We start from the raw sequence: 21,603 nt of genomic DNA on the forward strand, positions 1-21,603 counted from the left end.
CCGCTCTTGGCACTCGGAGCTAGGGCCGCGCGCTACTCACGGAAGTCAATCGGCCGACAGTTGGTTATCGCTCTGTCAGTGCCGAAGCGGGACTTTGCAGCGTCTCTGATCGGGTGTGGTTGGGTTCTCGCAAGCCAGGCACCGACTCTAACGGCGCCGCTGGATGCTCTCCGTGACATGGAACCAGGACAGCCACTCCGGGCCGTCAACAGCCGTCAAGTGATCGCGGGGGTGTTCTCGTACCTGGACGAACGAGCGCATCCGCCCCAGGCGCACTTCGCCGGGTCGTCATGGAGGATCGACGGCATCCGAGCGCTGGCCCCAATTACTGAGCTTGACCAGCCTGAACGCGCACCTCGTCCGGAGCCAGGCAGCCTCGAACACATGGCGCGACTCGATCAGGCGTGGGATGACCGCCTCGCAAGGCCGGCTGCCGACCTCGCCATTGTCGGAACGTTGGCGTGGCTGAAGGAGGACTTTGAGGCACATCTCGCTCGGCAAAACGACCAGTTGCCGTCGAGCAGAATAGGGTCTTTGCTCATGCCAAAGATTGGCCGAGTGGCAACCTGGTTTACCCTGGTGTATTCCTCAGCCAGTCTCGCAGACCACCTGCCCATACCTGGAAGCGTGAACGCAGTGATTCTCGACGGGAACGGAGCTATCAAGTACCTATCCGAGATCGAAGCTCCCGTCGTGATCTGCGTATTGGATCGCTCGGTTGCAGACGAGACAGCAGCAGAGCTTGTGATTCAGCTGCGCAATACTCGTAGCGAGCCGTTGTCGCTTAATAATGACCTTGGTTGGCCCCCGCCGGCTGGTGTCGAAGCCTTGGCATTCACTGTGGCGCTATGAGCCGTATCGATGGGCTGAACCAGCGCTACGCTGCATCTGCCAGTCTCGTTCATACCGGAGTTGAAGTCGTCGCCGTCGAGGATCCTGTTGGGGCACGCTTCAATGCTGCTGTCCGTCGACTAATTGCGCTGTTCAAGGACGATGGTGGAGCCTGCATTGAGGACCTGGTCGGCGCGGCCAAGGCGCTACGTTGGCGGCAGATCACCCAGGCCCAGCCTCTGGAATTCAACCCCAGCCTGCCCCAACTGGCCAGAGAGGTCACTAAGCACGCCAAGCGCCTGCACGGGGCCATCGGGGATCAAGGGCTGCTCGACGAGCTCGCTTCCGCAGCTGACCTGGTGGCTTCGAGCGATCCCGTTGTGGGGACGCTGCTGCTGCGGTCGATCGAAGAGGTTGGTGCGGGTTCCATCATCGTGATCGCTGGCAGCAAGGCTGCCGCGGCGGGACTGAAGTCATGGCTTCAGGAGCACGACGTACTGCTGTCCACCGTAGGTGAACTCGAGCGAAACGAGTCCCAGCGTGATCAGGCCTACGTCATTGGACCGCCCCGGTTCTACCGATCGTCGCTGGTAACAGCGCCAGTCACCAGCGAGGTGAGTTTCTTCCTGCCAGCTTGGTTTGGTGACCGCAGCGTGCCCCGGTCTGCCATCGCCGCCTACGCAGAGGGAGCGATCCGAATCGAAGCCCGGGTTTTCCTTGAGGGCGACACGGCTGGGTCGGGCCCCGCTCCGTCGGACGAGCCTGAGGATGCGAATGATTACCTGCCCCAACCAGTTTGGGGCAAGCACCAGAACGGTGATCGTGAGCCAACCAGCGAGGAGGTCGAAGCTCGCAAGGTGCTGCTCAGCGGCAACCGAGCCATGTGGCTCGACGACGGGGAAAGGATCCGCTCCCTTAACCCGGAGCAGCCTGCCGGAGAGCGTGTCACCTACACGGATGTTGCAGCGGTCAGGACGGGCACGTACCTGCTGCTGCGGCAGGGTCAGACCGAGCGCGACGCGCTGTACCAGGCGGCTATTGCCCGCCTGGCGCGCGGTGTGGTCATCGACGAGGCCCAGCGGGCCTGGAAGTACCTGCTAGCTGAGCGGATTCAGAAGGCAGGGTATCGAGAAGTGGTCAAGCAGCTGCGGGCAGTAGGAGTGAAAGCCGCAGACCGGGCGCGTGCTTGGGTGAATCCCGCTCTGATCCGCCCTGTCAGCGATCAAGACTTCGAACGGCTCCTGCGGTGGCTCGGCATTCCGACCCAGCCGACGTTCGGCTATGCCTCCACGCTGCGCAGGACGCTATATCAGGTGAGCGCGGAGATCGGGAAGTTACTTGAAGGGGCCGTCTCTTCTGCGGACCTTTCAGAACTGGAGGCTGGTGGCCGTATCAGGCTGGACGTGGAGGCCGAAGGCTTTCGGGGCATCCTCGCGACCCGCGTGCTTGCGGTCTCTCCATTCACAGAAATCGTGCCACGACATGATGCACGTGTGCCGTTTGAAGATCGGGGTGGGCAGTGGCTCGAATGATGCCCGCATTCTGCCCGGATGATGTGTCACCGGGCGAGAAGGCTGTGTATACGGCGTTTCGAGAGAGTGGCGAGACCGACAACTGGGTCGTACTGCACTCCCTCGGCATCGCCGATCACGTGCGCCAGGTCGAAGGCGAGGCCGACTTTGTCGTCATCATTCCGAATACCGGAATCCTGATTATCGAGGTAAAGTCGCATCAGTCGATCGACCGGCGTGCCGATGGGAGCTGGAAACTCGGCAACGACGCGCCGACCGCCCGCGGACCATTCCAGCAGGCCAGCGAAGCTATGCACAGCCTTCGCGCCTATCTGAGGCAAAAACGCGTCGACCTGCGCTCGGTGCCGATGCTCTCCGCTGTCTGGTTCACCGGCGTCCGCGCTCGTACCATGCTGCCGCCGAACCCAGAGTGGCACGACTGGCAAGTGCTGGACTCGGAGGACCTGAAAGCCGCCCCAGCAGCCGTCGTGCGGACACTAACGGCCGGGACGAAGCACCTCGACGGCAAGATCAAGTACTTCTCCTACGGCGGCGTCGGACCTGACGGGGAGACTGCTGACCGCGTCGCCAGGCTGCTGCGTCCCAAGTTCGAGCTGGCAACGGTCGCCGGAGATCGTCGCCGTGCCCACAAAACCCAGCTTGTCTCCTTCATCGAGGAGCAGTTCCTCGCCCTCGACGCCGTGGCCGAGAACCGCAGCGTGTTGTTTGCAGGTCCAGCGGGTACAGGCAAAACGTTTCTCGCCATGGAATCGGCCCGGCGCGAGGTGGCGACCGGAAAGCAGGGACGACTGCTGTGTTTCAACCGCTTTCTCGGCAAACGTCTCGTCGCCGACATGGCAGACCTCGACGGCCTCACGGTCGGCACCTTCCATCAGGAGTTGCTCCGTCTCGCTGGGCTTCACCATGCTCCCAACAACCCAACACGCGGGTTCTGGAGGGAGGAACTGCCCGAACGTGCATTAGAGACGCTGATAAATAGCGGCCCGGCGTCGGCGAACGACTTCCTGATTGTTGACGAGATCCAAGACATCGCCACCGAGCAGTATCTCGACGTACTCGACTTGATGGTGGATGGCGGGCTGAAGGATGGGCGGGTGCTGCTGTTCGGCGACTTCGAGCGCCAGGCGATCTTCGAGAACGAGACCGGTCGCGAACGACTTCGCGCCCGCACGCCCCACCTGACCAGTCACAAGCTGATACACAACTGTCGCAATCTGCCGCGAATCGGTTACCAGGTGAATCTCCTTTGCGACCTCCAGCCGGGCTACCAGCGGTTCCGCCGCCCCGACGACGGCATCGACCCGACCTTCCGCCAATACCGGGCCGGGCAGGACCAGTCAGCGCTCCTCGCAGCCGCTATCCGGGAACTCAGGAACGAGGGCTACGAGCTGAACGAGATCGTCGTACTCAGTCCCCATCGCGACTATTCGACTGCGGCCACCACAAACGAGCAGTGGCTTCGGCAGATTCTGAAAGCCGCCGACGGACTCCCAGCCCGTCCCGGCCAGGTGCAGTACTCGACCATCCATGCCTTCAAAGGACTAGAAGCGCCAGCGGTCGTCGTCACCGACCTCGACCGCCAGGTAGCGGCCATCGAAAACTTCGACTCACTGCTCTACATCGGACTGACGCGTGCCACCGACCGCCTAATCGCCCTAATCGAAACGAACACACTCCGCAAGGCCGTAGGAGGCACCGCATGAGCGGACTCGAAGCCCGCGCCATCGTCGAAGCCGAACTACGGCGCGAACTATTCGGCCCCACAGGAGACGACGATCCCACCGGGAAGCCCCTCGACTGCGCCAGCGGCACGCTCACCTTCGCCAATGCTGAGGAAAGCAGGGGGCAGTTCCATGACGCCACCACCAAAGAAGAGATCCTCACCATCGGGACACCGCTGTCCCGCTACGGGATCGGCGTGCTCTACAGCGGTGCCGCCGTCGCTGGCACAGCCATCGAAGCATCTGGAACGACGGACGGCGACGACGTCGACCTGACCGGCGTCCCCGGCGTGGCGACCAGCGAGGACGACCCCAATGGCCCGCCGATCGAGATCAAGGGATCGCTCTGGCAGGACGAGGCCGACTCCGACGACTTCGACCTGACCGACGCAAACAGGTTCAAACCGTCCGCGATGGCCATCTCGTTTCAGTGTCGCGTCCCTGTTGGCGGCTCGTTACGAATCCGCGTGAGCGGCGCCCATTACAAGAAGCTCATGGTGCACATTCCCAGCGTCAGCAAGCCTGTCGATTGGTGGGTCCGCCGCCCGTTCGAGCTGCTGGGCATCGTCCCGGCGGCCGTGCTGCGGCACGAGACCAACCGGCTCAAGAACGTCCCCACAGTCCCTGAGGGCGACGTGCCAGGCGTCGCTCCAACAACGCAGGTCTTCAGCCGACCGGTGCCGGGCGGGGATGATCCGGAGCTGCGTCTCATCACCGTGGCTGTGGTCAACAACGCGATGGGCACTGGGCCCAGCAGCGCCTTGTTTCAGATGGGCTTCACGGTCACCCCCGTCGGTGACCTGACGATCGAACCCTATCCCGAGGTTGAGCTGCCTGATCGAGATGCCGAAGAGCAGTCCATCGACCTGCTCTACCGCAACAAGCGGACCTATGCCATCGGGCACGGCTGCGCTGCAGAGTGGGACGGTGGCGCGGGATCGCCCGTGCCGTTCGTGAAGGCGGTCGCGTTGCCGACCTATGAGGTTGTCAGCCTGACACCGGACGTCTACCGAACCGATGAGCGCGGCAGGTACCTGTTGGACGCCGAAGGCAACCGCCAGGCCGTCAATGTCAGCATGAAGGAACTTGCTGACGGCACCGACAGGGGCAAACAACAGGTCGAGACCGTTCTACGGCTATACGGCGAGTGGATCGCTGGCCGAACGTCGGAGATCGACGACCTGCCCGAACGTTTGCGCCCCGCCGCGCGCCGGCACATGAAGCTGGCGAGCGATGCTCTCAAGCGGATGCAGGAGGGCTGGGCGCTGGTGGAATCGAACCCGACAGCGACCCAGGCTTTCCGCTGGGCTAATGAGGCGATGCTCTACCAGCAAGTACGATCCAACTTTCCGCTGCGAGAAGTCGAGCGAGGAAAGGACGATGTCCTTCGGATCAAGGGCAGCCACCCCAAGCCGGACATCCCGAAAGGCAGAGGCACATGGCGTCCTTTCCAGATCGCCTTCATCCTCGCCAGCCTGCCCGAGCTGGTCGACCCGACCCGGAAGACCCGCTCGCTCGTTGACCTGATCTTCTTCCCGACTGGCGGTGGTAAGACTGAGGCATACCTCGGCGCCTCCGCGATCAGCTTGTTGGCCCGGCGGCTCCGCAATCCGGACGATGCTGGTACCGACATCCTGATGCGGTACACGCTGCGGTTGCTCACCGCACAGCAGTTCTTGCGCGCTGCCTCGTTGGTCTGCGTGCTCGAAGAGATTCGCGACAACAACCCGGACTCTCTTGGAGTCTCGCCGTTCGGCATTGGGATCTGGCTCGGCGGGTCGTCGACACCGAACAGTTGGAAGAAAGCCGTTGAAGTGCTCGGCAAGCTGCGCCGCAACCCGCACGAGCAGAACCTCTTCCTGCTGTTGCGCTGCCCATGGTGCGGTACACAAATGGGCACCAAGCCCAAGGGCAGGGGAGGGCAGGACGTCATTGGATACGAAGAGGTCAGGCGGCAGAAAGTCGTCCTACGTTGCGTCGACTCACAGTGCCGCTACTCCCGGCGCGCCGGCCTTCCCGTCCACGTCGTCGACGAGGACATCTACGCAGTCCGTCCCTCGATCGTCATAGGCACGGTCGACAAGTTCGCCATGATGGCATGGCGTCCCGAAGCACGGAACCTATTCGGGTTGGACGAGCAGGGCGAGCGCTCCGTTTCACCCCCTGGTCTGATCATCCAGGACGAACTACACCTCATCTCCGGACCGCTCGGCTCCATGGTCGGGCTCTACGAACCAGTTGTTGACGAGTTGTGCACTGACCGCCGCGGCGAGGCCCCCATCCCACCCAAGATAATTGCCTCGACCGCCACCATCCGGCGCTTCGAGGACCAGATCAAGGGCCTCTACGGGCGCGACGAAGTCGCGTTGTTTCCGCCGCACGGGCTGGAGGAAGGCCGCTCCTTCTTCGCCGAGCCCGCCCGGCTGCCCAGTGGGGAACTGGAACCGGGACGGCGCTACATGGGGATCATGAGCGCCTCGCTCGGGTCGATGCAAACTATCCAGACCCGGGTGCTTGCCGCCACCCTGCAGGGCGCCACAAAGGTGCCCGAGGATGATCGCGACGGCTACTGGACCAATCTCAACTTCCTGAACTCGTTGCGCGAGCTCGGCAATACCGTCTCGCTGCTGGAGTCCGACGTACCTGACTACCTGACGGGTCTGGTACGTCGCGACGGCATCGATCCCCGCTGGCCGAACCGCTCCATGGAATTGACGTCCCGTCGCCGGTCGGACGAGATCCCCAAGGCGATCGAACAACTTCAGGTGCGCTACGTGCCGGGACAGGACCGTCAGGAGGCAATCGACATCTGCCTCGCATCGAATATCATCGAGGTTGGGGTCGACATCGACCGTCTTGGTCTGATGACCATCGTCGGTCAGCCAAAGACCACCGCGCAGTACATCCAGGTCTCTGGTCGTGTCGGCCGCCGCGCCGACGTCAGCCCTGGCCTAGTCATCACCATCTATGGTGCTGCAAAGCCGAGAGACCGCAGCCATTACGAGCGCTTCCGCACCTACCACCAGCAGCTCTATGCCCAGGTCGAGCCGACCTCGGTCACGCCGTTCGCCACCCCAGTACTGCGCCGGGCGCTCCACGCCGCCGCCGTGGCGTACGTCCGCCAGGTCTCCCCCAGGGACCTACCGCCGTACCCGTTTCCGGCTCAGGAGTTCGACGAGGCAATCGATTTGCTCCGCGAGCGTGCCCTCATGGCCGACAAGGACGAGGTCCTGATACTGGAGAAGATCGCGGAAAAGCGAGCCCGCCAGTGGAATGGCTGGGAACGGACGCAGTGGGAAGCCAACCCGCCGCCGTGGGGCGACCCTAAGCAGGGACTGATGCGCTACGCCGGCATGCTTCCCGACCTAGGCAGTAAAGCCACCATCTGGGACGTACCTACCAGCATGCGAAACGTCGACGCCGAATGCCGTCTAGCGATTTCGCTGGCCTACACCCACGCCGATGCTGACATGGAGGACGGACTATGAGCACTGGTGCAATGCGGCGAGCCCAGCTCGTCACACCGTTCGGCGTGGGTGCCATGAGCGTGCTCGTCAACGGCACGTCTGTCATCACGGCAGGACTCGACCACTGGTACAAGCCCGACGACATCGGCACGCTCGCACTCGAGGAATACCAGGAACACGACTGGAGGCTGGAGGCAAGGCTGCAGGTTTCGGAATTCCGGCTACCGCCGGACTTCCGACCCCAAGGCCAGGGCAACGACAAGCGCAACGTCAAGCTGACCGTGCCGGTGCTCCGCTTCCCTCGGTGGTGCTTCTGCATGTTCTGCAAGCGGCTCGAACTCTCTACGCTCACTATGCAGCAGCCGGTCATTTGCAAAGACAAGAAGCACGCCGACTTGAAGTACAAGCCGCGTATGTCGCAGGTGCCGTTCGTTGCCGTCTGCTCCGCCGGGCACCTCGACGACTTCCCGTTCGAGAAATGGGTGCACAGGTCGCACCAGCCGACCTGTACTGGGACACTGCGCCTCAAGTCGCTGGGCGGCGGTGGTCTGGACGGTCAGCGAGTGGTCTGTGACGCCTGCGGCAAGGAGCGCAACCTTCGGGGCATCACCGAGGCGCGCCACGTTAACGGTGAAGAGCACACCAATTTGAGCGACCAGCTGTCGTCGCCCAACGACCCCTATCTCTGTACTGGTGCCCGCCCGTGGTTGGCGAAACTCGACGGGGTATGTGACCAGCCGATTCGCGGCGCCCTACGCGCCGCCGGCAACGTCTACTTCCCAAAGGTTGAATCCTCCATTTACCTGCCACGCAAGGAGGGAGCAGTCAGTGAAGAAATGCATAAACTAATGGGCCATCCAGCAGTCAGCGGCACTATGCGGACGCTGCACAGCATCTTTGGTGCCGAACTCGGCGTGAACATGCTCCGCGAGCAGCTCCTTAAGAACGTGCCGCCGGAACTGTTCGGCCCGATCTCCGATGAGGAACTCATCGCCGGATACCGCGATCTTCTTGGGGTCGGCGAGGAAGAACCGGAGTCCGGCGAGGAATCCGACGCCGAACTGCTCACCGGCGGCGACGTGTGGCGCTTTCCGGAGTTCCAGCACATCCGCGAAACGCCGAAGGATGACTACCTAACGGCGACCAATCCCGGTCTCCACACGGACCTCAATCGCTACCTAGAGCGCGCCCGCTCCGTCGACGTGCTTCGAGAGACCCGAGCGCTGCGAGGCTTCACCCGAGTTAGAGACGACGTGTTGAAGTTGAGCGCCGGAAAGGCGCTACTACGCCGTCAGCCGCTGCCGCCGGTCCAGGACTGGTTGCCTGCTTACGTGGTCAAGGGCGAGGGCATCTACTTCGAGCTCGACCCCGGAAGGCTCGCGGCGTGGGAGATCCGCGCTGAAGTCCAGACCCGTGCCCAAAACATCACCAACAACTACGGTCAAGTCGCCGCGCAGCGCGGCCTTCAGGACCGCGCCCTGACTCCGCGGTTCGTGCTACTGCACACTCTCGGGCACCTGCTGATCAACGAGTTGATCTTCGCCTGCGGCTACAGCTCGGCGTCGCTCCGTGAGCGGCTCTACGTCTCGACGACCGTCGGGAGGGAGATGGCCGGACTACTGATCTACACGGCAGCCGGCGACTCAGAGGGCACGATGGGCGGTCTGGTACGGATGGCGCGTCCCGACAACCTTCGCTCCGTCTTCGCCTCGGCGATCTCGGACGCCCGCTGGTGCTCGACCGATCCCGTATGCATGGATGTTGGAGAAAAGGGACAGGGACCGGACTCGTGCAACCTGGCTGCGTGTCACGGCTGCGCGCTGCTCCCGGAAACAAGCTGCGAGGAGTTCAACCGTTTCCTCGATCGGGGCCTAGTGATCGGGACATATACCGACCCGACTCTTGGCTACTTCTCTTCGTTCGCCTAGCTGTACCTGGCCAACAAACCGTGGTGAACGAGGCAGGGGCGACAGCGTCCCGTCCAGCGGGGTTGAGCTAATGGAGCCTGTTGGTCAGGTGTGCCGTCCCTCCGGACTCCCTCCACGAGCCACCACCGGAGACAGAAGACGGCGAGCGTGGCACGTGTCTGTCCCCAGTCCCAATCTCGCCGGTCGAGCTGTCCGCCCAGGTAGGCGCGTCGTTCCACCCTGTACCGCTCGAAAAATCATCACTGCAGCCGGCTTGAGCCGCAACGCTGACGAGCGGACTGGTTGCAGCGAGAGAACGCTGTCCCGTCCCCCTCTGCTTCCTCGTGATCGGGCCAGAAAGCTGCCATCGTCCATCGCAAGGACGGGTTCAGCTGGCGTGTCCCACACGTCCCGGCGCGTGAAACCGCAGGCAGCGCCCCCATGCACCACGACCGAGGCCCGTCCCGCGTCATCACCGCGGGACGGGCCTCCTCCATCGAACGGGCTAGGTGGCCTACTCAGAGCCAGGAAGCGCTACGTGGGTGAATAGTGTGCGACTTCGTCCTCGGACATTCTCTTACCCCACGGGATTCCTCAGAATCCCGTGGGGTAGTTCATATTTCGACCACTTTTACGCCAGCGCACTAATCCAACGCGAGCGCCGGTTGAACTGGACGACGAGCAGGCTCCATGGTTTTCAGGATTAGTGGTGCAGGTCGAATTTCAAGACGGTAATCGTCATAGTGAATCTGCAGGCGTTGCTCGCGGACTTGATCGACCAACTCCTCGCCCACACCTTCCTGCACCGACCCAGCAGTCCGCGCGAGTAGATGTGGCAGCGCCTCGAGCAGGTGGTCTTCTCGGACGTAAAGGTTCCGCGGTGCGTTCTCGGGGCGTCGCTTGGCGCTGCTGAAGCCATGCCTGCACCGGTAGCCCGCTCGCCCATGAACCCAGTGCCCATCCATCCGCCGGCCACACAGCCCGCACACCACGAGCCCGGCGAGCAGGTAGCGCCGAACCTCCCCGTCCTTGGCAGGCGTCGCCACCCGCAAGCCCTGAACCGCGACGAACGTCTCGTCATCAATGAGAGGCTCATGCACGATGCGCTCGGACACTTCCCACTCACTGACCGGGTTGTACCGCAGCGCACCCGAGCCGCGCCCGCCAACACGTCCGCGTGACCCGTGACCTGTCGTACTGCTTCGATTCCACACCTGCCGACCGGTATACCGCGGATTCTCCAAAATCATCGCCACCGTCCGCACGATCCACCGCTCTCCCGACCTGTGAGCGTTCCGCTTCGGATCCGCGCCCGACGGGCATACCACGCCACGCTCGTTGAGCTCACGCGCCAACGACGCCACCGTCCGCCCGCGTGCACGTTCGGCGAAAATCCATCGCACCCACGGCGCGGTCACCGGATCCGGCGCCAACACCTGCACACGCCGGCCCCACCGACCATGCACAGGATTCGGATGACGACCACCATCAACCAACCGATAGCCGTACGGCGGCCGTCCACCCAGGAAACGCCCCTGCAACCGCGTCTGAGACCGCATCGCCGCCAACACCCGCTGACGCGCACGCGCCACCTCACGCTGCGCCTGTGCACCCAGCAACACCATCAACGCCTCATGCACAGGGCTGCCGAGTTCCACCGGACCTCCCGCTTCCGGCAGCCATACCTCGACACCCAGTGCGTTCAGCCGAGCCACGACCTCGCGGAACTGATCGCCGTGAAACGCCCGCTCGTACTCACCGACGACAACCGCGTCGAAGTCACGATCAGGGCCCGCGGCAGCCGCCAGCAACGCCGCAGCCTCCGGACGGTCCAGCCACGACCACCGCCGCGACACACCCACATCGAAGAACTCCGCGACGACAGAGCCAACGCCGTCGATCAACTCATCCGACACGGCGCGCTGCCACGCGCGAGACGTCTGCACATCCTGAAATTTGCTCGTCGACATCCGGCCGTAGAACGCAAAGCGCAGGCCAGGCTCCTCAGACGGTGCCACTGGACGGCGACGTCCCGTCAACGCGGCAACCAGTTCGGCGTTCGTCAACGTGGCCACAGTCAGCTCCCTCGGTCAAAACCGAGACCCACACGCCAGAGGCATCGTGACGACGTCCTGTCCATCTCCACCCGAACAGACCAAGCGCGAGCCACACCAGACATCGGGCCAGCTCCCCATCACGGCTAGCCCACTCAGATGTCATCTAACGGTGCAGGGGACACACGGCGGCACCGGCAGAGTTTGTCCACCAGCACTTGTGCGCCCGAAGCGATCAGCACGCGCCCGGCTTTGCCGGCGGGCGGATCGGCCGCCGGCACGGCCTCGTCCAGGGCGGCGAGCGTCTCCTCCGGCGTGCCCTGGTCCTCGAGCTGGTCGCGAAGTCCTCGCCAGCGCAGTTCGGTGACCTTGGCCGCGTCCTCCGTGTCGTGTGATGCAACGAGGTGGACCAACGCGAACGGGCCAGGCGCCGTAGCTACGTCCCGCAACTTCGACATGGCCACGTACGCGGTGTTCCCGCTGTCTGGACGTCTACACGAGTGAACCGCGCCGCGGCCGACGCATTTCGGTCGACCGGCGAGATTAGGCGCAACTCCGAGGGGTAGTTCGGTCCGAGTGGACCCCCGGCTTGAACGAGGCGGTGGACCTTACCGCGCCGGAACGTCGTCCACGACCACAACGAGCCCTCAGCGGGGTCACCGGCGCTGTCCGTCGGACCGATCACCGAGCCGGGGCGATCGGCTCCGTGCCGTTGGTTCGGGGCATGCGAAGGAGGATCCATGGAATTGACAGCTGCGACTACCGTCCGCAAACCCGTCGCGGAGGTGTTCGCGTTCTGGCGCGACCTGCAGAACCTCCCGACGTTCATGGGACATCTCAAAGAGATCCGCACCACCGGCGGCCGGACGAGCCACTGGGTCGCCGACGCCCCGTTCGGTCAGAACGTGGAGTGGGACGCGGAGATCACCGACGAGGTGCCCGCCGAGAAGATCGCCTGGCGGTCGACCGGCGACGCCGACGTGCCGAACGCCGGCACGGTCCGGTTCGTGCCCGCCCCGGACGGCGAGAGCACCGAGGTCCACGTCGGCCTGGTGTACGAGATTCCGGGCGGTGCGATCGGCAAGGCGGTCGCCCAGTACTTCGGCGAGGAACCGCATCAACAGCTCGACGACGACCTGCGCCGGTTCAAGCAGGTGCTGGAGACCGGTGAGGTCGTCCGGTCCGACGGCGCCCCGTGGGGCAAGCGGGCCCGCGAGGAGTTCCCGCAGCGCCCGGCACAACCGCTGTCGGACGCCGAACTGGAGAAGGGACCGGACGCATGAGGGCGAACACCTGGGCGGGCCGCAACAAGGTCGAGGTCCGCGACGTGCCGGACCCGAAGATCCTGAACAACCGCGATGCCATCGTCCGGATCACCTCCACCGCGATCTGCGGCTCGGACCTGCACCTGGTCAACGGCTACGTGCCGACCATGCAGGACGGCGACGTCATGGGGCACGAGTTCATGGGCGAGGTCGTCGAGGTCGCCCCCGGTGTCGCCCCCGACCGGCTGCGCGTCGGGGACCGGGTCGTGGTGCCGTTCCCGATCGCCTGTGGCGCGTGTGCCGCCTGCGCGGCCGGGCTGTACTCGTGCTGCGAGAACACCAACCCGAACGCCGGGATCGCGGAGAAGATGTTCGGGCACCCCGTCGCGGGGATCTTCGGCTACTCGCACCTGACCGGCGGTTTCGCCGGCGGTCAGGCGCAGTACGCGCGCGTGCCGTTCGCCGACGTCGGCCCGTTGAAGATCGAGTCGGACCTGACCGACGAGCAGGTGCTGTTCCTCTCCGACATCCTGCCCACCGGCTACATGGGTGCCGACATGTGCGACATCCGGCCCAGCGACGTGGTGGCGGTCTGGGGTGCCGGCCCGGTCGGCCAGTTCGCCATGGACAGCGCCAGGGTCCTCGGCGCCGCGGAGGTCATCGCCATCGACAAGGAGCCCTATCGGCTGCGGATGGCGGCACAGGCAGGCCACACGCCCGTGAACTTCGAGGAGGTCGACGTGCGGTCGCGGCTGCTGGAGCTGACCGGTGGGCGCGGACCGGACAAGTGCATCGACGCCGTCGGCCTGGAAGCCACGCACGGCAGCCCGCACATCTCCGCCTACGACCGGGTCAAGCAGGCCGTGCGGTCCGAGACCGACCGACCGCACGCCTTGCGTCAGGCCATCATGTCCTGTCGCAGCGGCGGCGTCGTCTCGGTGATCGGCGTGTACGGCGGACTGATCGACAAGTTCCCCGCCGGCGCGTGGATGAACCGCTCGCTGACACTGCGCACCGGGCAGTGCCACGTCCACCGCTACATGAAGCCGCTGCTGGAACGCATCGAACGCGGGGAGATCGATCCGACCAGGATCATCACCCACACCCTCTCGCTCAACGAGGCCGAACGCGGCTTCGAGATGTTCAAGAACAAGCAGGACAACTGCGAGAAAGTCGTCCTCAAACCCTGACAGACACCCGCGTTCGGTCACCGCGACGAGCACGGTGACCGAACGCGGGTGAGTCACGCGCGCAGCGCGTCCAGCATCTCGAGCGAACGCTGAACAGCCGTAGTCGCACCGACCAGTCGGAGCTTCGACCCAGCCCGGTTCACGCGTCGCTCGGCCTGGGCGAGCACCTTCAAGCCGACGGTTCCCAGGAACGTCACCTGGCTCAGGTCCAGCACGATCGTGGCGTTCGACATGTCCAGGTGCGGCTCGATCTCGCGGACAAACAGGTCCACAGTGGACGCATCGATCTCCCCACTGAGATGAATCACGCGAAGTCTGGTCATCTTCGCGACGGTGACGGGTACCAAGATGCGCACCTCCAGCAGATCTCCGGGTGAAGACGGTCCCGCACCACACGCGTGCGACGCTTCGGTCCGCGAGGCAGAATTCCCCGGCAGGCGGTAGACCTGCGGGGTCACTTCCGGAGTTTCTCGCGGCGCTCCTGCTGGCGGTGACCGCAGGCGGCGTCGTCGAGGACGCCGCGAAGCTCGGCGATCACGATGCCGGGTCTGCCATCGCAGAACTCAAGATCCACACGCTCGGTGAACTGGCCCACGCGCGACCGGCACTATCCGCCTGACGACTCGTCGTCGTCCGTTTCCGGAGCCCGAGGTGCCGCGGCAGGAGTCACTCCCCCGCACGCGACGAGATCACCGCGACCGGGTGCAGCGCTGACGGCCAGCTGCACCGAGCCGGAGGTCCGCGCGCCCGCCCGTTCGTAGGCCCGGACGGTGTCGGCCGCGACCCGGTCCCACGAGTACCGCGCACACGCCCGGTCGCGGCCCGCGACACCGAACTCCTCGCGAAGGATCTCATCGCCGAGCAACCCGCCCAGCACCTTGGCCAGATGACGCGGCCTGCCAGGCGGCACGTGCACACCCGTCACCCCGTCGACCACCGAGTCCGCCAACGCGCCCACCGCGGTCGCCACCACGGGCACGCCGCACGCCATCGCCTCGAGCGAGGCGTGGCCGACCGGTTCACAACGCGGCGCACACACCACAATGTCCGCGGAACGCAGCAAATCGGCCGTCTGCTCACGCGGCACGGCGCCGGTGAACACAATCCGGTCCGCGACCCCTGCGCACGTGGCGAACGCGCGCAACCGCCGCACCTCGGGTGTCCGCCCGAGGTGCCGTTTTCCCGGTCCGCCGATGATCACCAACTCGGCGTCGTCCACTTGGCACAGCACCTTCACGAGGTCGGCCAGCCCGCTGTGCGACGCAGTGGTCCACACCGCCACGATGCGACTCCGCGTACCACGTTTGGCGCTTTGTCCCCACGGAGTGAACATCCGCACGTCCACACCGGTCGGAACGACGGAGATCCGGCGTCGATCGACCCCCATGCGCACGAGCGTGAACACCTCGCTGGACGACATCGCGGCGACCCGCGTCGCCTCTCCGCCGACGAGTCGTTCTCCTTGCTGCCGCCTGGCAGAACCGCCGATCCCGTAGTACGTCTGCACCACGGGAATCCCTTGGCGTTCGGCCAGCACGCTGGCCAGTCCGGACGTCCAACCGTGCGCGTGCACGACGTCCGGCGGGTTGTCCCGCCACTCGCGGCCGAGAGAATCGGCGAGCCGGCCCAGGTGCGGGACGATCTCGTCCTCGTCGACGCGCTGCGCGGGCCCGGCGGACACGCGCACGACGTCGTAGCCGAACTCCGTGCGGTCGCGGCCGGGCGGACGCGAGCACTCCCGGCGGGTGTAGACCGTGACGTCGTGGCCGCCGGCGGTGAGTGCCGCAGCCAGTCCTGCGACGTGCACGAACTGTCCGGCACCGGACTCCTGTGCCGACACCATCGCGATCCGGAATCGGTCGTGCTTCACGTCCGCCTCCTCGCGTCGAATGAAGAAGGCAATCGTCGACGAACCGGCCACGGTGGCGCTTCAGCAGAGGAGGACGAAGTCGACGGTCCTGATTGGTCACGCCGGTTCACACAGGTGTGGCGGCGACACGGGGCGCGGCCGTACGTCGTTGTTCCGGTTCTCACGCAAAGGCAGCAGCCACCGGGGACCTGACCGGGCCGCACGGACTTCGTGCCGGCGGGCGTCCCCGCCGGCACGTCCGGCTCACCGGCGTGCACGCGAACGCGGCCACGCTCTTCGGCCTCCCAGGACGAACCCGGCGGCCGTTCCGGTCACGGGTGCAGCACGACCTTGGTGAAACCGTCGACCCGTTTGTCGAACTTCTCGTACGCCATCGGCGCCTCGTCGAGCGACAGTTCGTGCGACACCACGAAGCTGGGCTTCGCCCGGCCCGCGATGATCAGGTCACGCAACCCCGTGTTGTAACGCTTGACGTTGCACTGACCAGTGCCCATCCGCAGGCCCTTCTCGAACATGCGCCCGATCGACACGAGGAGCATGCCCTGCTTCGCCTTCTCGTCCGCCGCACCGGGGTCCGCGGGCACGTACAGTCCTGGCACGCCGAGCATGCCGGTCGCACGAACCGCCTCGATCAACGAGTTCAGCACGACGGCCGGTTCCTCCTTGGCGCCGCTGTCCGAGTGCGCCTGGTATCCGACAGCGTCGACGCCCTTGTCCGCACCGCCGAGCTCGGCGCACTGCTCGACGATCTGCTGCGCGGCGTTGCCCTTGGTGAAGTCGATCGGCACGGCGCCGATCTCCTGTGCCTTCTGCAACCGCTCGTGCACGCGGTCGACCACGAACACCTCGGCCGCACCGCGCAACAGCGCGGAGTAGGCGGCCATCAAGCCGACCGGACCGGCACCGAACACGGCGACCGACTCGCCGAGGGTGACCTCGGCGAGCTCGCAGCCGTGATAGCCGGTCGGGAAGATGTCGGCCAGCAACACGAAGTCGAGTTCGTGCTCATTTCCGGGCGGCAGCTTGAGGCAGTTGAAGTCCGCGTACGGCACGCGGAGCTTCTCGGCCTGCCCACCGGGGTACGGGCCCATCGACACGTATCCGTAGGCGCCACCGGCGAACCCGGGATTCACCGTGACGCAGAATCCCGTGTAGCCGCGTACGCAGTTGACGCAGAACCCGCAGGCGACGTTGAACGGCATCACCACCCGATCGCCCTGTTTGATCGCGGTGACACCGTCGCCCACCTGCTCGACCACGCCGAGGTTCTCGTGCCCGAACACGATGCCCGGCTCGGCGGCGGTCCGTCCCTCGTACATGTGCAGATCGGATCCGCAGATCGCGGTCGAGGTGATGCGGACGATCACGTCGTCGGGGTGCTGGAGTTTCGGGTCCGGTACCTCTTCGACAGCTACCTTGTACGGCTCCTTGTAAACGACAGCCTTCATGTTCACCAACTTCGGCAGTAGATTCGTGCCATGGCGCAACGCCTTGGCACGCTGCTTGTCTCCGTTCAGGGACTGTCGGGCACGCTGTATCCAGCCGGCACGGAAGTGGTCATCCGCGGCGGTGGGACCTCCGTCGACGCGTTCGTCAACGGCGACTGGGTCTCCCTCGCGTGGTGGGAGTTCTCGGACAGTGCCGCGTCCGACAGGCCCTGACGTTGGTCGAGCACCCGAGCTCGCCGTGCGGGCGGTGAGCGGATGACGAACCGCGGCCTGGACGTGTGCCTCACCGCCCTGACACCGCGAAGACAGGGGTGCCGTCCTTGTCCGTGCGGGCATCGAGGACCTTGTCACTCAGATAGTCCGCCGATTCCGGCGAAACGAAGACACGTTCGCCGGAACGAGCGGTGACCACCTCGTCGCCCTCCTCGGGCGCGTCGGCTCGCGTGACGTGCAGGTCGCCGTCCGCGAAGTCGAGCCGCAGTCCCGCCGACGGTCCCTCCCCCGCCATCAGCTCCCTGATCACACCGGCCGCAACAGGCGTCATCTCCAGCACTGCAACCTCCCGATCGATCATCGACCACCCAGGACGACCGTCAACTCGGTCCGCTGCTCCCCGCGTTGCACCGAAACAGACGTCCTTTCCCCGACGCGCGAAGACCTCAACACGGCCTGCACGTCCTGCACATCGCCGACCTCCTCACCCTTCATCGCCACGATCACGTCCCCGGCTCGCATCCCGCCGGTCTCGGCAGGCCCTCCGGGCTCGACCCCCAGGACCAGAGCTCCGCGTTCAGCGGAAATCCCGAACCGCGAGCGGATCTCCGGCGTGAGGTCCCCCAAGGACGCCCCGAGGTACGGGTGCTCGACCTTGCCGGCGGACAACAACTTCTCCGCCACGTTCAGGGTCACGCCGGACGGAATCGCGAACCCGAGGGACTCCGCGCCCTGCGCCGGCGGGATGTAGGCCTCGTTGATCCCGATGACACGTCCGGCTGAATCGAGCAGTGCGCCACCGGAGTTGCCGGGCGAGATCGGCGCGTCGGTCTGGATGAGTTCGACCTGCGGCCCGCCGGGCAACGTCCGGTGCAGACCGGACACGATCCCCGCCGTCACCGTGAACTCCAACCCGAGTGGACTCCCGATCGCCAGCACGGTGTCCCCCGGCCTGGGCAGCTCGTCGCGGAACTCGGCAGCAGGCAGGTTCTTCCGCTCGGTGCGGATCACCGCGAGATCCGACAACGGATCCGTGGCGAGCACCTCGCCACCGGACTCCTGCCCATCGGCGTACCGGATGCGCACCTGCCGGTTGGTCTTCACCACGTGCTCGTTCGTCACCACCACGTCAGAACGCAGCACCACGCCACTGCCCACGCCGTCCTCGACGCGGACGGTCATCGCCGAAGGCGCGGTGCGCGTGACCACGTCGGCGTAGGAGCCCGCACCGGCAGGCGGCGGAGACCGACTGTCCGAGCATGCGACCACGCCCAGCAACAAGAGCAAGAAAGTCAGAATTCGTGCGAACATGTCGCCCGGCTACCCGCCGATACCCGACTCACACGAGGTACAGCTGAAATCCCAGCAGATTCGCTTGCAGCGAGGGAAGGACCTGCGGCAACAGGTCCACCACGTTGAGCGTCCAAGAAGGACAGACGCGCAGTCTCCGCCCTCGTGCGCCGGCACGCCGCAGGGTCTCCGGGGTTCGTCTCCGGTCGGCGACTTGCTCCTGGAGGACGAACGCGGACGGAAACTTCGTCCTCACAGGAGAAGGCGCACTCCACCGAACTCGACCGGTTCACCGTTTGCCGAACACCGCGAAGACGGGCGTGCGGGCGTCGAGGACACCCGGCTACCCGCCGGAATCCGCGCTGCACAGGTCCTCCCGAAGTCGCGTCAGTTCCGCGTCGAGCGATGGCACGATCCGGCGCAACAGGTCCACCGACGCGACTGCGAGCCGCACGGCCTCGGAGTCACGCGCGTCCCCCAGCAGCCGTTCGATCCGCCACGACAGGCTCGCCAGCGTGGAGTCGTCGGTGGCAGGCGGCAGAACACCCTCCAGGTCAGGAGGGTCACCGTCGGACGAGCGCAGCGAACGCAGCGCCGACACCACGTCCGGACGCGCGGTGAGCTCGTCCAGCACGCCGATCACGCGGAACACTCTGGCGACCAGGCGGGGATGGCCGGGATGACTGTCCAGCCAGGACAGCAGGGCGCTGTCGCCGCCCACGTGCTTCACCACGCGCAGCATGTCCGCGGCGACAGCGTGCGGCAGCTCCGCGTGGAACGGGAGGACGCGGGCTACCTGGTTCACGAGTTCCCGTTCGTCCGCGGGGGCCAGCTGGTCCTCGGTGAACTCGCGCACCAGGGCCGGGTCGAGACTGAAGTGGGCCATGGCTCCAGATAGCCGTGCATGGCCGAGCCAAACACGGGTATCGCTGGACACATGCTGACCGCAGAGACGATCGACCGCATCATCAGGCTTCGCGGTGACGGGTTGCCCGTCACCTCGGTCTACGTGGACGTGCGTGGTGAACCCGGCGCCGTGGTGTCCAAGGTGTCCAGCATGTTGCACGAGCTCAAGCCGCTCGCCGAGGACGACGACCTGGACCGCGAGGCGCGGCTGTCCGTCCGGGACGATCTCGACCGGATCGAGAACGCGATCCGCACCGGAAACTGGAGGAACTCGACAACCGTCGCGATGTTCTCCTGCAGCGGCAGGGACCTCTTCGAACAGGTCGAGCTGCCGCGGCACGTCACGGATCGGGTCGTCGTGGACGCCACACCATGGGTACGGCCCATGCTCGGCGTGCTGGACGAGTACCACCGGGCGCTGGTCGTGGTGACCACGCGGCGCGAGGCGCGACTGTGGGCGCTGTACCAGGAAGAGATCGAGGAGCTGGAGAAGCTCCGCGACCCCGTCGCGCCCGAGCTCGACGGCCACCGGGACGAGGAACTGGACAAACGGCATTTCCGACGGGTGGTCGGCGCCGTGCACGACCTGTGGCGGGCCGGGAACTTCGAGATTCTCGTGCTCGGCGGCGTGCACGAGGAAGTCGCCGGGCTCGTCGAGATGCTGCCGAAGGAACTCGAGAACAGGATCGCCGGCGAGTTCCACGTCGACCTCGACCGCGCCACGAACGCCGCTGTACGAACGGAAGCCGACCGGATCCTCGAACGGTACGAGCGCGAACAGGAGCGCACGCAGGTCGAGGAAACCCTGGAGAAGCACGCGACGGGCGGGTTGGCGGCCGTGGGACTGCGCGACTGCCTGTGGGCCGGAGCGACGGCCGCCGTGGACGTGCTGCTCGTGCAGGACGACGTCATGACGCCGGGCGTGGTGTGCGACGAGAACCACTGGCTCGCCACCGAAGGCGCGGACTGCCCGCTGTGCGGCAGGAAGCTTCGCCGTACACCGGACGTACTCGACGAACTGGTGGAGACGGTGGTCAACGAGGCGGGATCGGTCGAACACGTGCGGGTGGACACGCCGCTGCGCGAGCACGTCGTGGCCGCTCATCTCAGGTTTCCACTCCCTCCGCTCCCCTAGCGCGGGTTGCGGGCGCCGGCGGCCGATGTGCTCACTGACCACGGGCACGTTCGTGCTGCTCGACCGGAAAATCCACAGTGGACGGTCGCATTCGCTGCCCGTGAGGCCCGGCACCGGGAACCAGGCCGGTTCCGCCGCGGCCTGCGCGAAGGCCTGGAGTGCGGCACGTCTCTTCCGGCCGATACGGGTGGTCCTGTCTCTGGAGCACGAACGCGGGCGGGGAAGTTGGACCTCGCAGGAGTACGCGAGCGGGCCCGGTCGTTTGCCAGCCTGGTGGTGTCCGCCACGAGAGGAGACAGGACGATGACACTCATGCGGTTCGACCCCTTCCGCGAGCTCGACCGCGTCACCGAGCAGGTGCTGGGCGGCACGCGGACGCGCTCGACGATGCCCATCGAGGCCTACCGCCGGGGCGACGAGGTGTACGTGCACGTCGACCTGCCCGGTGTCGAGCCGAGCACCGTAGACGTGACCGTCGAACGCAACGTCGTCACCATCCGCGCGACCCGTCGCCCACTGCACGGGGACAACGACGAGGTCATCATCAACGAACGGCCGCAAGGCGAGTTCAGCCGTCAGTTCTTCCTGGGTGCCAACCTGGACATGAACGGACTGGAGGCGAGCTTCGACCGCGGCGTGCTCACCCTGCGCATCCCGGTGTCGGAGGAGAGCAAGCCCCGACGCGTCGAGATCGCCGGCGGCAGCGAGCAGCCACGCGTGATCGAGGCTCAGAACACCGGCTCCTGAGCGAGGTCCTGTGTGGGTAGCGGAAAC

The 21,603-nt window shown here is 65.6% G+C and carries 19 protein-coding genes; 10 read left to right on the top strand and 9 right to left on the bottom strand.

Translation table 11 applies throughout. From position 1 onward, the window contains the following. Positions 1 to 384 precede the first annotated feature (384 nt). The 5 genes from AOM45_RS49495 to drmB are packed head-to-tail and all read left to right on the top strand — an operon-like array spanning position 385 to position 9,479. Complete coding sequence (locus AOM45_RS49495) at positions 385 to 852, top strand: hypothetical protein (protein WP_081902006.1); 468 nt, start codon at positions 385 to 387, stop codon at positions 850 to 852. Continuing rightward, the gene (locus AOM45_RS13320) at positions 849 to 2,363 is read left to right on the top strand and encodes a DISARM anti-phage system protein DrmE domain-containing protein (protein ID WP_030466818.1); all 1,515 of its coding nucleotides are present in this window, start codon (positions 849 to 851) and stop codon (positions 2,361 to 2,363) included. The genes AOM45_RS49495 and AOM45_RS13320 overlap by 4 nt, the downstream gene beginning before the upstream one ends. Beyond that, on the top strand, positions 2,360 to 4,066 hold the full coding sequence (locus AOM45_RS13325) for a nuclease-related domain-containing DEAD/DEAH box helicase (RefSeq protein WP_030466817.1): 1,707 nt from the start codon (positions 2,360 to 2,362) through the stop codon (positions 4,064 to 4,066). Before AOM45_RS13320 ends, AOM45_RS13325 begins: the two co-directional genes overlap by 4 nt. After that, positions 4,063 to 7,572: a helicase-related protein gene (locus tag AOM45_RS13330; RefSeq protein ID WP_030466816.1), complete on the top strand. Its 3,510-nt coding sequence runs from the start codon at positions 4,063 to 4,065 to the stop codon at positions 7,570 to 7,572. The genes AOM45_RS13325 and AOM45_RS13330 overlap by 4 nt, the downstream gene beginning before the upstream one ends. Further along, complete coding sequence (gene drmB, locus AOM45_RS52825; RefSeq protein WP_030466815.1) at positions 7,569 to 9,479, top strand: DUF1998 domain-containing protein; 1,911 nt, start codon at positions 7,569 to 7,571, stop codon at positions 9,477 to 9,479. The genes AOM45_RS13330 and drmB overlap by 4 nt, the downstream gene beginning before the upstream one ends. A gap of 623 nt (positions 9,480 to 10,102) precedes the next feature. Here the strand turns inward: drmB and AOM45_RS13340 are convergent. Both AOM45_RS13340 and AOM45_RS13345 read right to left on the bottom strand, forming a co-directional pair. Beyond that, positions 10,103 to 11,533 (bottom strand): recombinase family protein, encoded by a 1,431-nt coding sequence (locus tag AOM45_RS13340; RefSeq protein ID WP_236703433.1) that lies wholly within the window; start codon positions 11,531 to 11,533, stop codon positions 10,103 to 10,105. A gap of 134 nt (positions 11,534 to 11,667) precedes the next feature. Then, on the bottom strand, positions 11,668 to 11,970 hold the full coding sequence (locus tag AOM45_RS13345) for a hypothetical protein (protein ID WP_030466813.1): 303 nt from the start codon (positions 11,968 to 11,970) through the stop codon (positions 11,668 to 11,670). Positions 11,971 to 12,252: 282 nt separating this feature from the next. Between AOM45_RS13345 and AOM45_RS13350 the strand changes: the two genes are divergently transcribed. Next, the gene (locus AOM45_RS13350; protein WP_030466812.1) at positions 12,253 to 12,795 is read left to right on the top strand and encodes an SRPBCC family protein; all 543 of its coding nucleotides are present in this window, start codon (positions 12,253 to 12,255) and stop codon (positions 12,793 to 12,795) included. Then, a complete protein-coding gene (locus AOM45_RS13355; protein ID WP_030466811.1) occupies positions 12,792 to 13,967 on the top strand; it encodes a zinc-dependent alcohol dehydrogenase in 1,176 nt (391 codons plus the stop codon). Before AOM45_RS13350 ends, AOM45_RS13355 begins: the two co-directional genes overlap by 4 nt. A gap of 53 nt (positions 13,968 to 14,020) precedes the next feature. Here the strand turns inward: AOM45_RS13355 and AOM45_RS13360 are convergent, their stop codons facing one another. From AOM45_RS13360 to AOM45_RS13370, 4 genes are all read right to left on the bottom strand, one after another. Further along, a complete protein-coding gene (locus tag AOM45_RS13360; protein WP_156093725.1) occupies positions 14,021 to 14,290 on the bottom strand; it encodes an STAS domain-containing protein in 270 nt (89 codons plus the stop codon). A 131-nt stretch (positions 14,291 to 14,421) separates the two neighbouring features. Beyond that, on the bottom strand, positions 14,422 to 14,562 hold the full coding sequence (locus AOM45_RS50815; protein WP_156093724.1) for a hypothetical protein: 141 nt from the start codon (positions 14,560 to 14,562) through the stop codon (positions 14,422 to 14,424). Between the two features lie 12 nt (positions 14,563 to 14,574). Further along, a complete protein-coding gene (locus tag AOM45_RS13365; RefSeq protein ID WP_081902005.1) occupies positions 14,575 to 15,810 on the bottom strand; it encodes a glycosyltransferase in 1,236 nt (411 codons plus the stop codon). Between the two features lie 338 nt (positions 15,811 to 16,148). Next, positions 16,149 to 17,285 carry a glutathione-independent formaldehyde dehydrogenase gene (locus AOM45_RS13370; RefSeq protein WP_030466808.1) on the bottom strand — a complete coding sequence of 379 codons (1,137 nt, stop codon included), beginning with the start codon at positions 17,283 to 17,285 and terminating at the stop codon, positions 16,149 to 16,151. A 30-nt stretch (positions 17,286 to 17,315) separates the two neighbouring features. Here AOM45_RS13370 and AOM45_RS13375 point away from each other — a divergent pair, with 30 nt between their 5' ends. Next, entirely contained in the window at positions 17,316 to 17,498 is a 183-nt protein-coding gene (locus AOM45_RS13375; RefSeq protein WP_030466807.1) for a hypothetical protein, read from the top strand. A gap of 70 nt (positions 17,499 to 17,568) precedes the next feature. Here AOM45_RS13375 and AOM45_RS13380 read toward each other — a convergent pair whose 3' ends face one another. From AOM45_RS13380 to AOM45_RS13390, 3 genes are all read right to left on the bottom strand, one after another. After that, the gene (locus AOM45_RS13380; RefSeq protein WP_156093723.1) at positions 17,569 to 17,859 is read right to left on the bottom strand and encodes an iron-sulfur cluster biosynthesis protein; all 291 of its coding nucleotides are present in this window, start codon (positions 17,857 to 17,859) and stop codon (positions 17,569 to 17,571) included. After that, positions 17,856 to 18,785: a S1C family serine protease gene (locus AOM45_RS13385; RefSeq protein WP_236703444.1), complete on the bottom strand. Its 930-nt coding sequence runs from the start codon at positions 18,783 to 18,785 to the stop codon at positions 17,856 to 17,858. Before AOM45_RS13385 ends, AOM45_RS13380 begins: the two co-directional genes overlap by 4 nt. 346 nt (positions 18,786 to 19,131) lie before the next feature. Beyond that, positions 19,132 to 19,674, bottom strand: a complete 543-nt coding sequence (locus AOM45_RS13390) for a hypothetical protein (RefSeq protein WP_051783040.1) — start codon at positions 19,672 to 19,674, stop codon at positions 19,132 to 19,134. A gap of 51 nt (positions 19,675 to 19,725) precedes the next feature. Between AOM45_RS13390 and AOM45_RS13395 the strand changes: the two genes are divergently transcribed. Both AOM45_RS13395 and AOM45_RS13400 read left to right on the top strand, forming a co-directional pair. Further along, positions 19,726 to 20,829, top strand: a complete 1,104-nt coding sequence (locus AOM45_RS13395; protein ID WP_030466803.1) for a baeRF10 domain-containing protein — start codon at positions 19,726 to 19,728, stop codon at positions 20,827 to 20,829. Between the two features lie 303 nt (positions 20,830 to 21,132). Further along, positions 21,133 to 21,576: an Hsp20/alpha crystallin family protein gene (locus AOM45_RS13400; protein ID WP_030466802.1), complete on the top strand. Its 444-nt coding sequence runs from the start codon at positions 21,133 to 21,135 to the stop codon at positions 21,574 to 21,576. The last annotated feature ends 27 nt before the right edge of the window (positions 21,577 to 21,603 follow it).

This window comes from Lentzea aerocolonigenes, from assembly GCF_000974445.1.
Lineage (GTDB): Bacteria > Actinomycetota > Actinomycetes > Mycobacteriales > Pseudonocardiaceae > Lentzea > Lentzea aerocolonigenes.

What these genes read in the sequence shown, in the direction of transcription:
- AOM45_RS49495 (WP_081902006.1), top strand. Translation starts at nt 385, where the DNA reads ATGGCGCGACTCGATCAGGCGTGGGATGACCGCCTCGCAAGGCCGGCT.
- AOM45_RS13320 (WP_030466818.1), top strand. Translation starts at nt 849, where the DNA reads ATGAGCCGTATCGATGGGCTGAACCAGCGCTACGCTGCATCTGCCAGT.
- AOM45_RS13325 (WP_030466817.1), top strand. Translation starts at nt 2,360, where the DNA reads ATGATGCCCGCATTCTGCCCGGATGATGTGTCACCGGGCGAGAAGGCT.
- AOM45_RS13330 (WP_030466816.1), top strand. Translation starts at nt 4,063, where the DNA reads ATGAGCGGACTCGAAGCCCGCGCCATCGTCGAAGCCGAACTACGGCGC.
- drmB (WP_030466815.1), top strand. Translation starts at nt 7,569, where the DNA reads ATGAGCACTGGTGCAATGCGGCGAGCCCAGCTCGTCACACCGTTCGGC.
- AOM45_RS13345 (WP_030466813.1), bottom strand. Translation starts at nt 11,970, where the DNA reads ATGTCGAAGTTGCGGGACGTAGCTACGGCGCCTGGCCCGTTCGCGTTG.
- AOM45_RS13350 (WP_030466812.1), top strand. Translation starts at nt 12,253, where the DNA reads ATGGAATTGACAGCTGCGACTACCGTCCGCAAACCCGTCGCGGAGGTG.
- AOM45_RS13355 (WP_030466811.1), top strand. Translation starts at nt 12,792, where the DNA reads ATGAGGGCGAACACCTGGGCGGGCCGCAACAAGGTCGAGGTCCGCGAC.
- AOM45_RS13360 (WP_156093725.1), bottom strand. Translation starts at nt 14,290, where the DNA reads ATGACCAGACTTCGCGTGATTCATCTCAGTGGGGAGATCGATGCGTCC.
- AOM45_RS13365 (WP_081902005.1), bottom strand. Translation starts at nt 15,810, where the DNA reads ATGGTGTCGGCACAGGAGTCCGGTGCCGGACAGTTCGTGCACGTCGCA.
- AOM45_RS13370 (WP_030466808.1), bottom strand. Translation starts at nt 17,285, where the DNA reads ATGAAGGCTGTCGTTTACAAGGAGCCGTACAAGGTAGCTGTCGAAGAG.
- AOM45_RS13375 (WP_030466807.1), top strand. Translation starts at nt 17,316, where the DNA reads ATGGCGCAACGCCTTGGCACGCTGCTTGTCTCCGTTCAGGGACTGTCG.
- AOM45_RS13380 (WP_156093723.1), bottom strand. Translation starts at nt 17,859, where the DNA reads ATGATCGATCGGGAGGTTGCAGTGCTGGAGATGACGCCTGTTGCGGCC.
- AOM45_RS13390 (WP_051783040.1), bottom strand. Translation starts at nt 19,674, where the DNA reads ATGGCCCACTTCAGTCTCGACCCGGCCCTGGTGCGCGAGTTCACCGAG.
- AOM45_RS13395 (WP_030466803.1), top strand. Translation starts at nt 19,726, where the DNA reads ATGCTGACCGCAGAGACGATCGACCGCATCATCAGGCTTCGCGGTGAC.
- AOM45_RS13400 (WP_030466802.1), top strand. Translation starts at nt 21,133, where the DNA reads ATGACACTCATGCGGTTCGACCCCTTCCGCGAGCTCGACCGCGTCACC.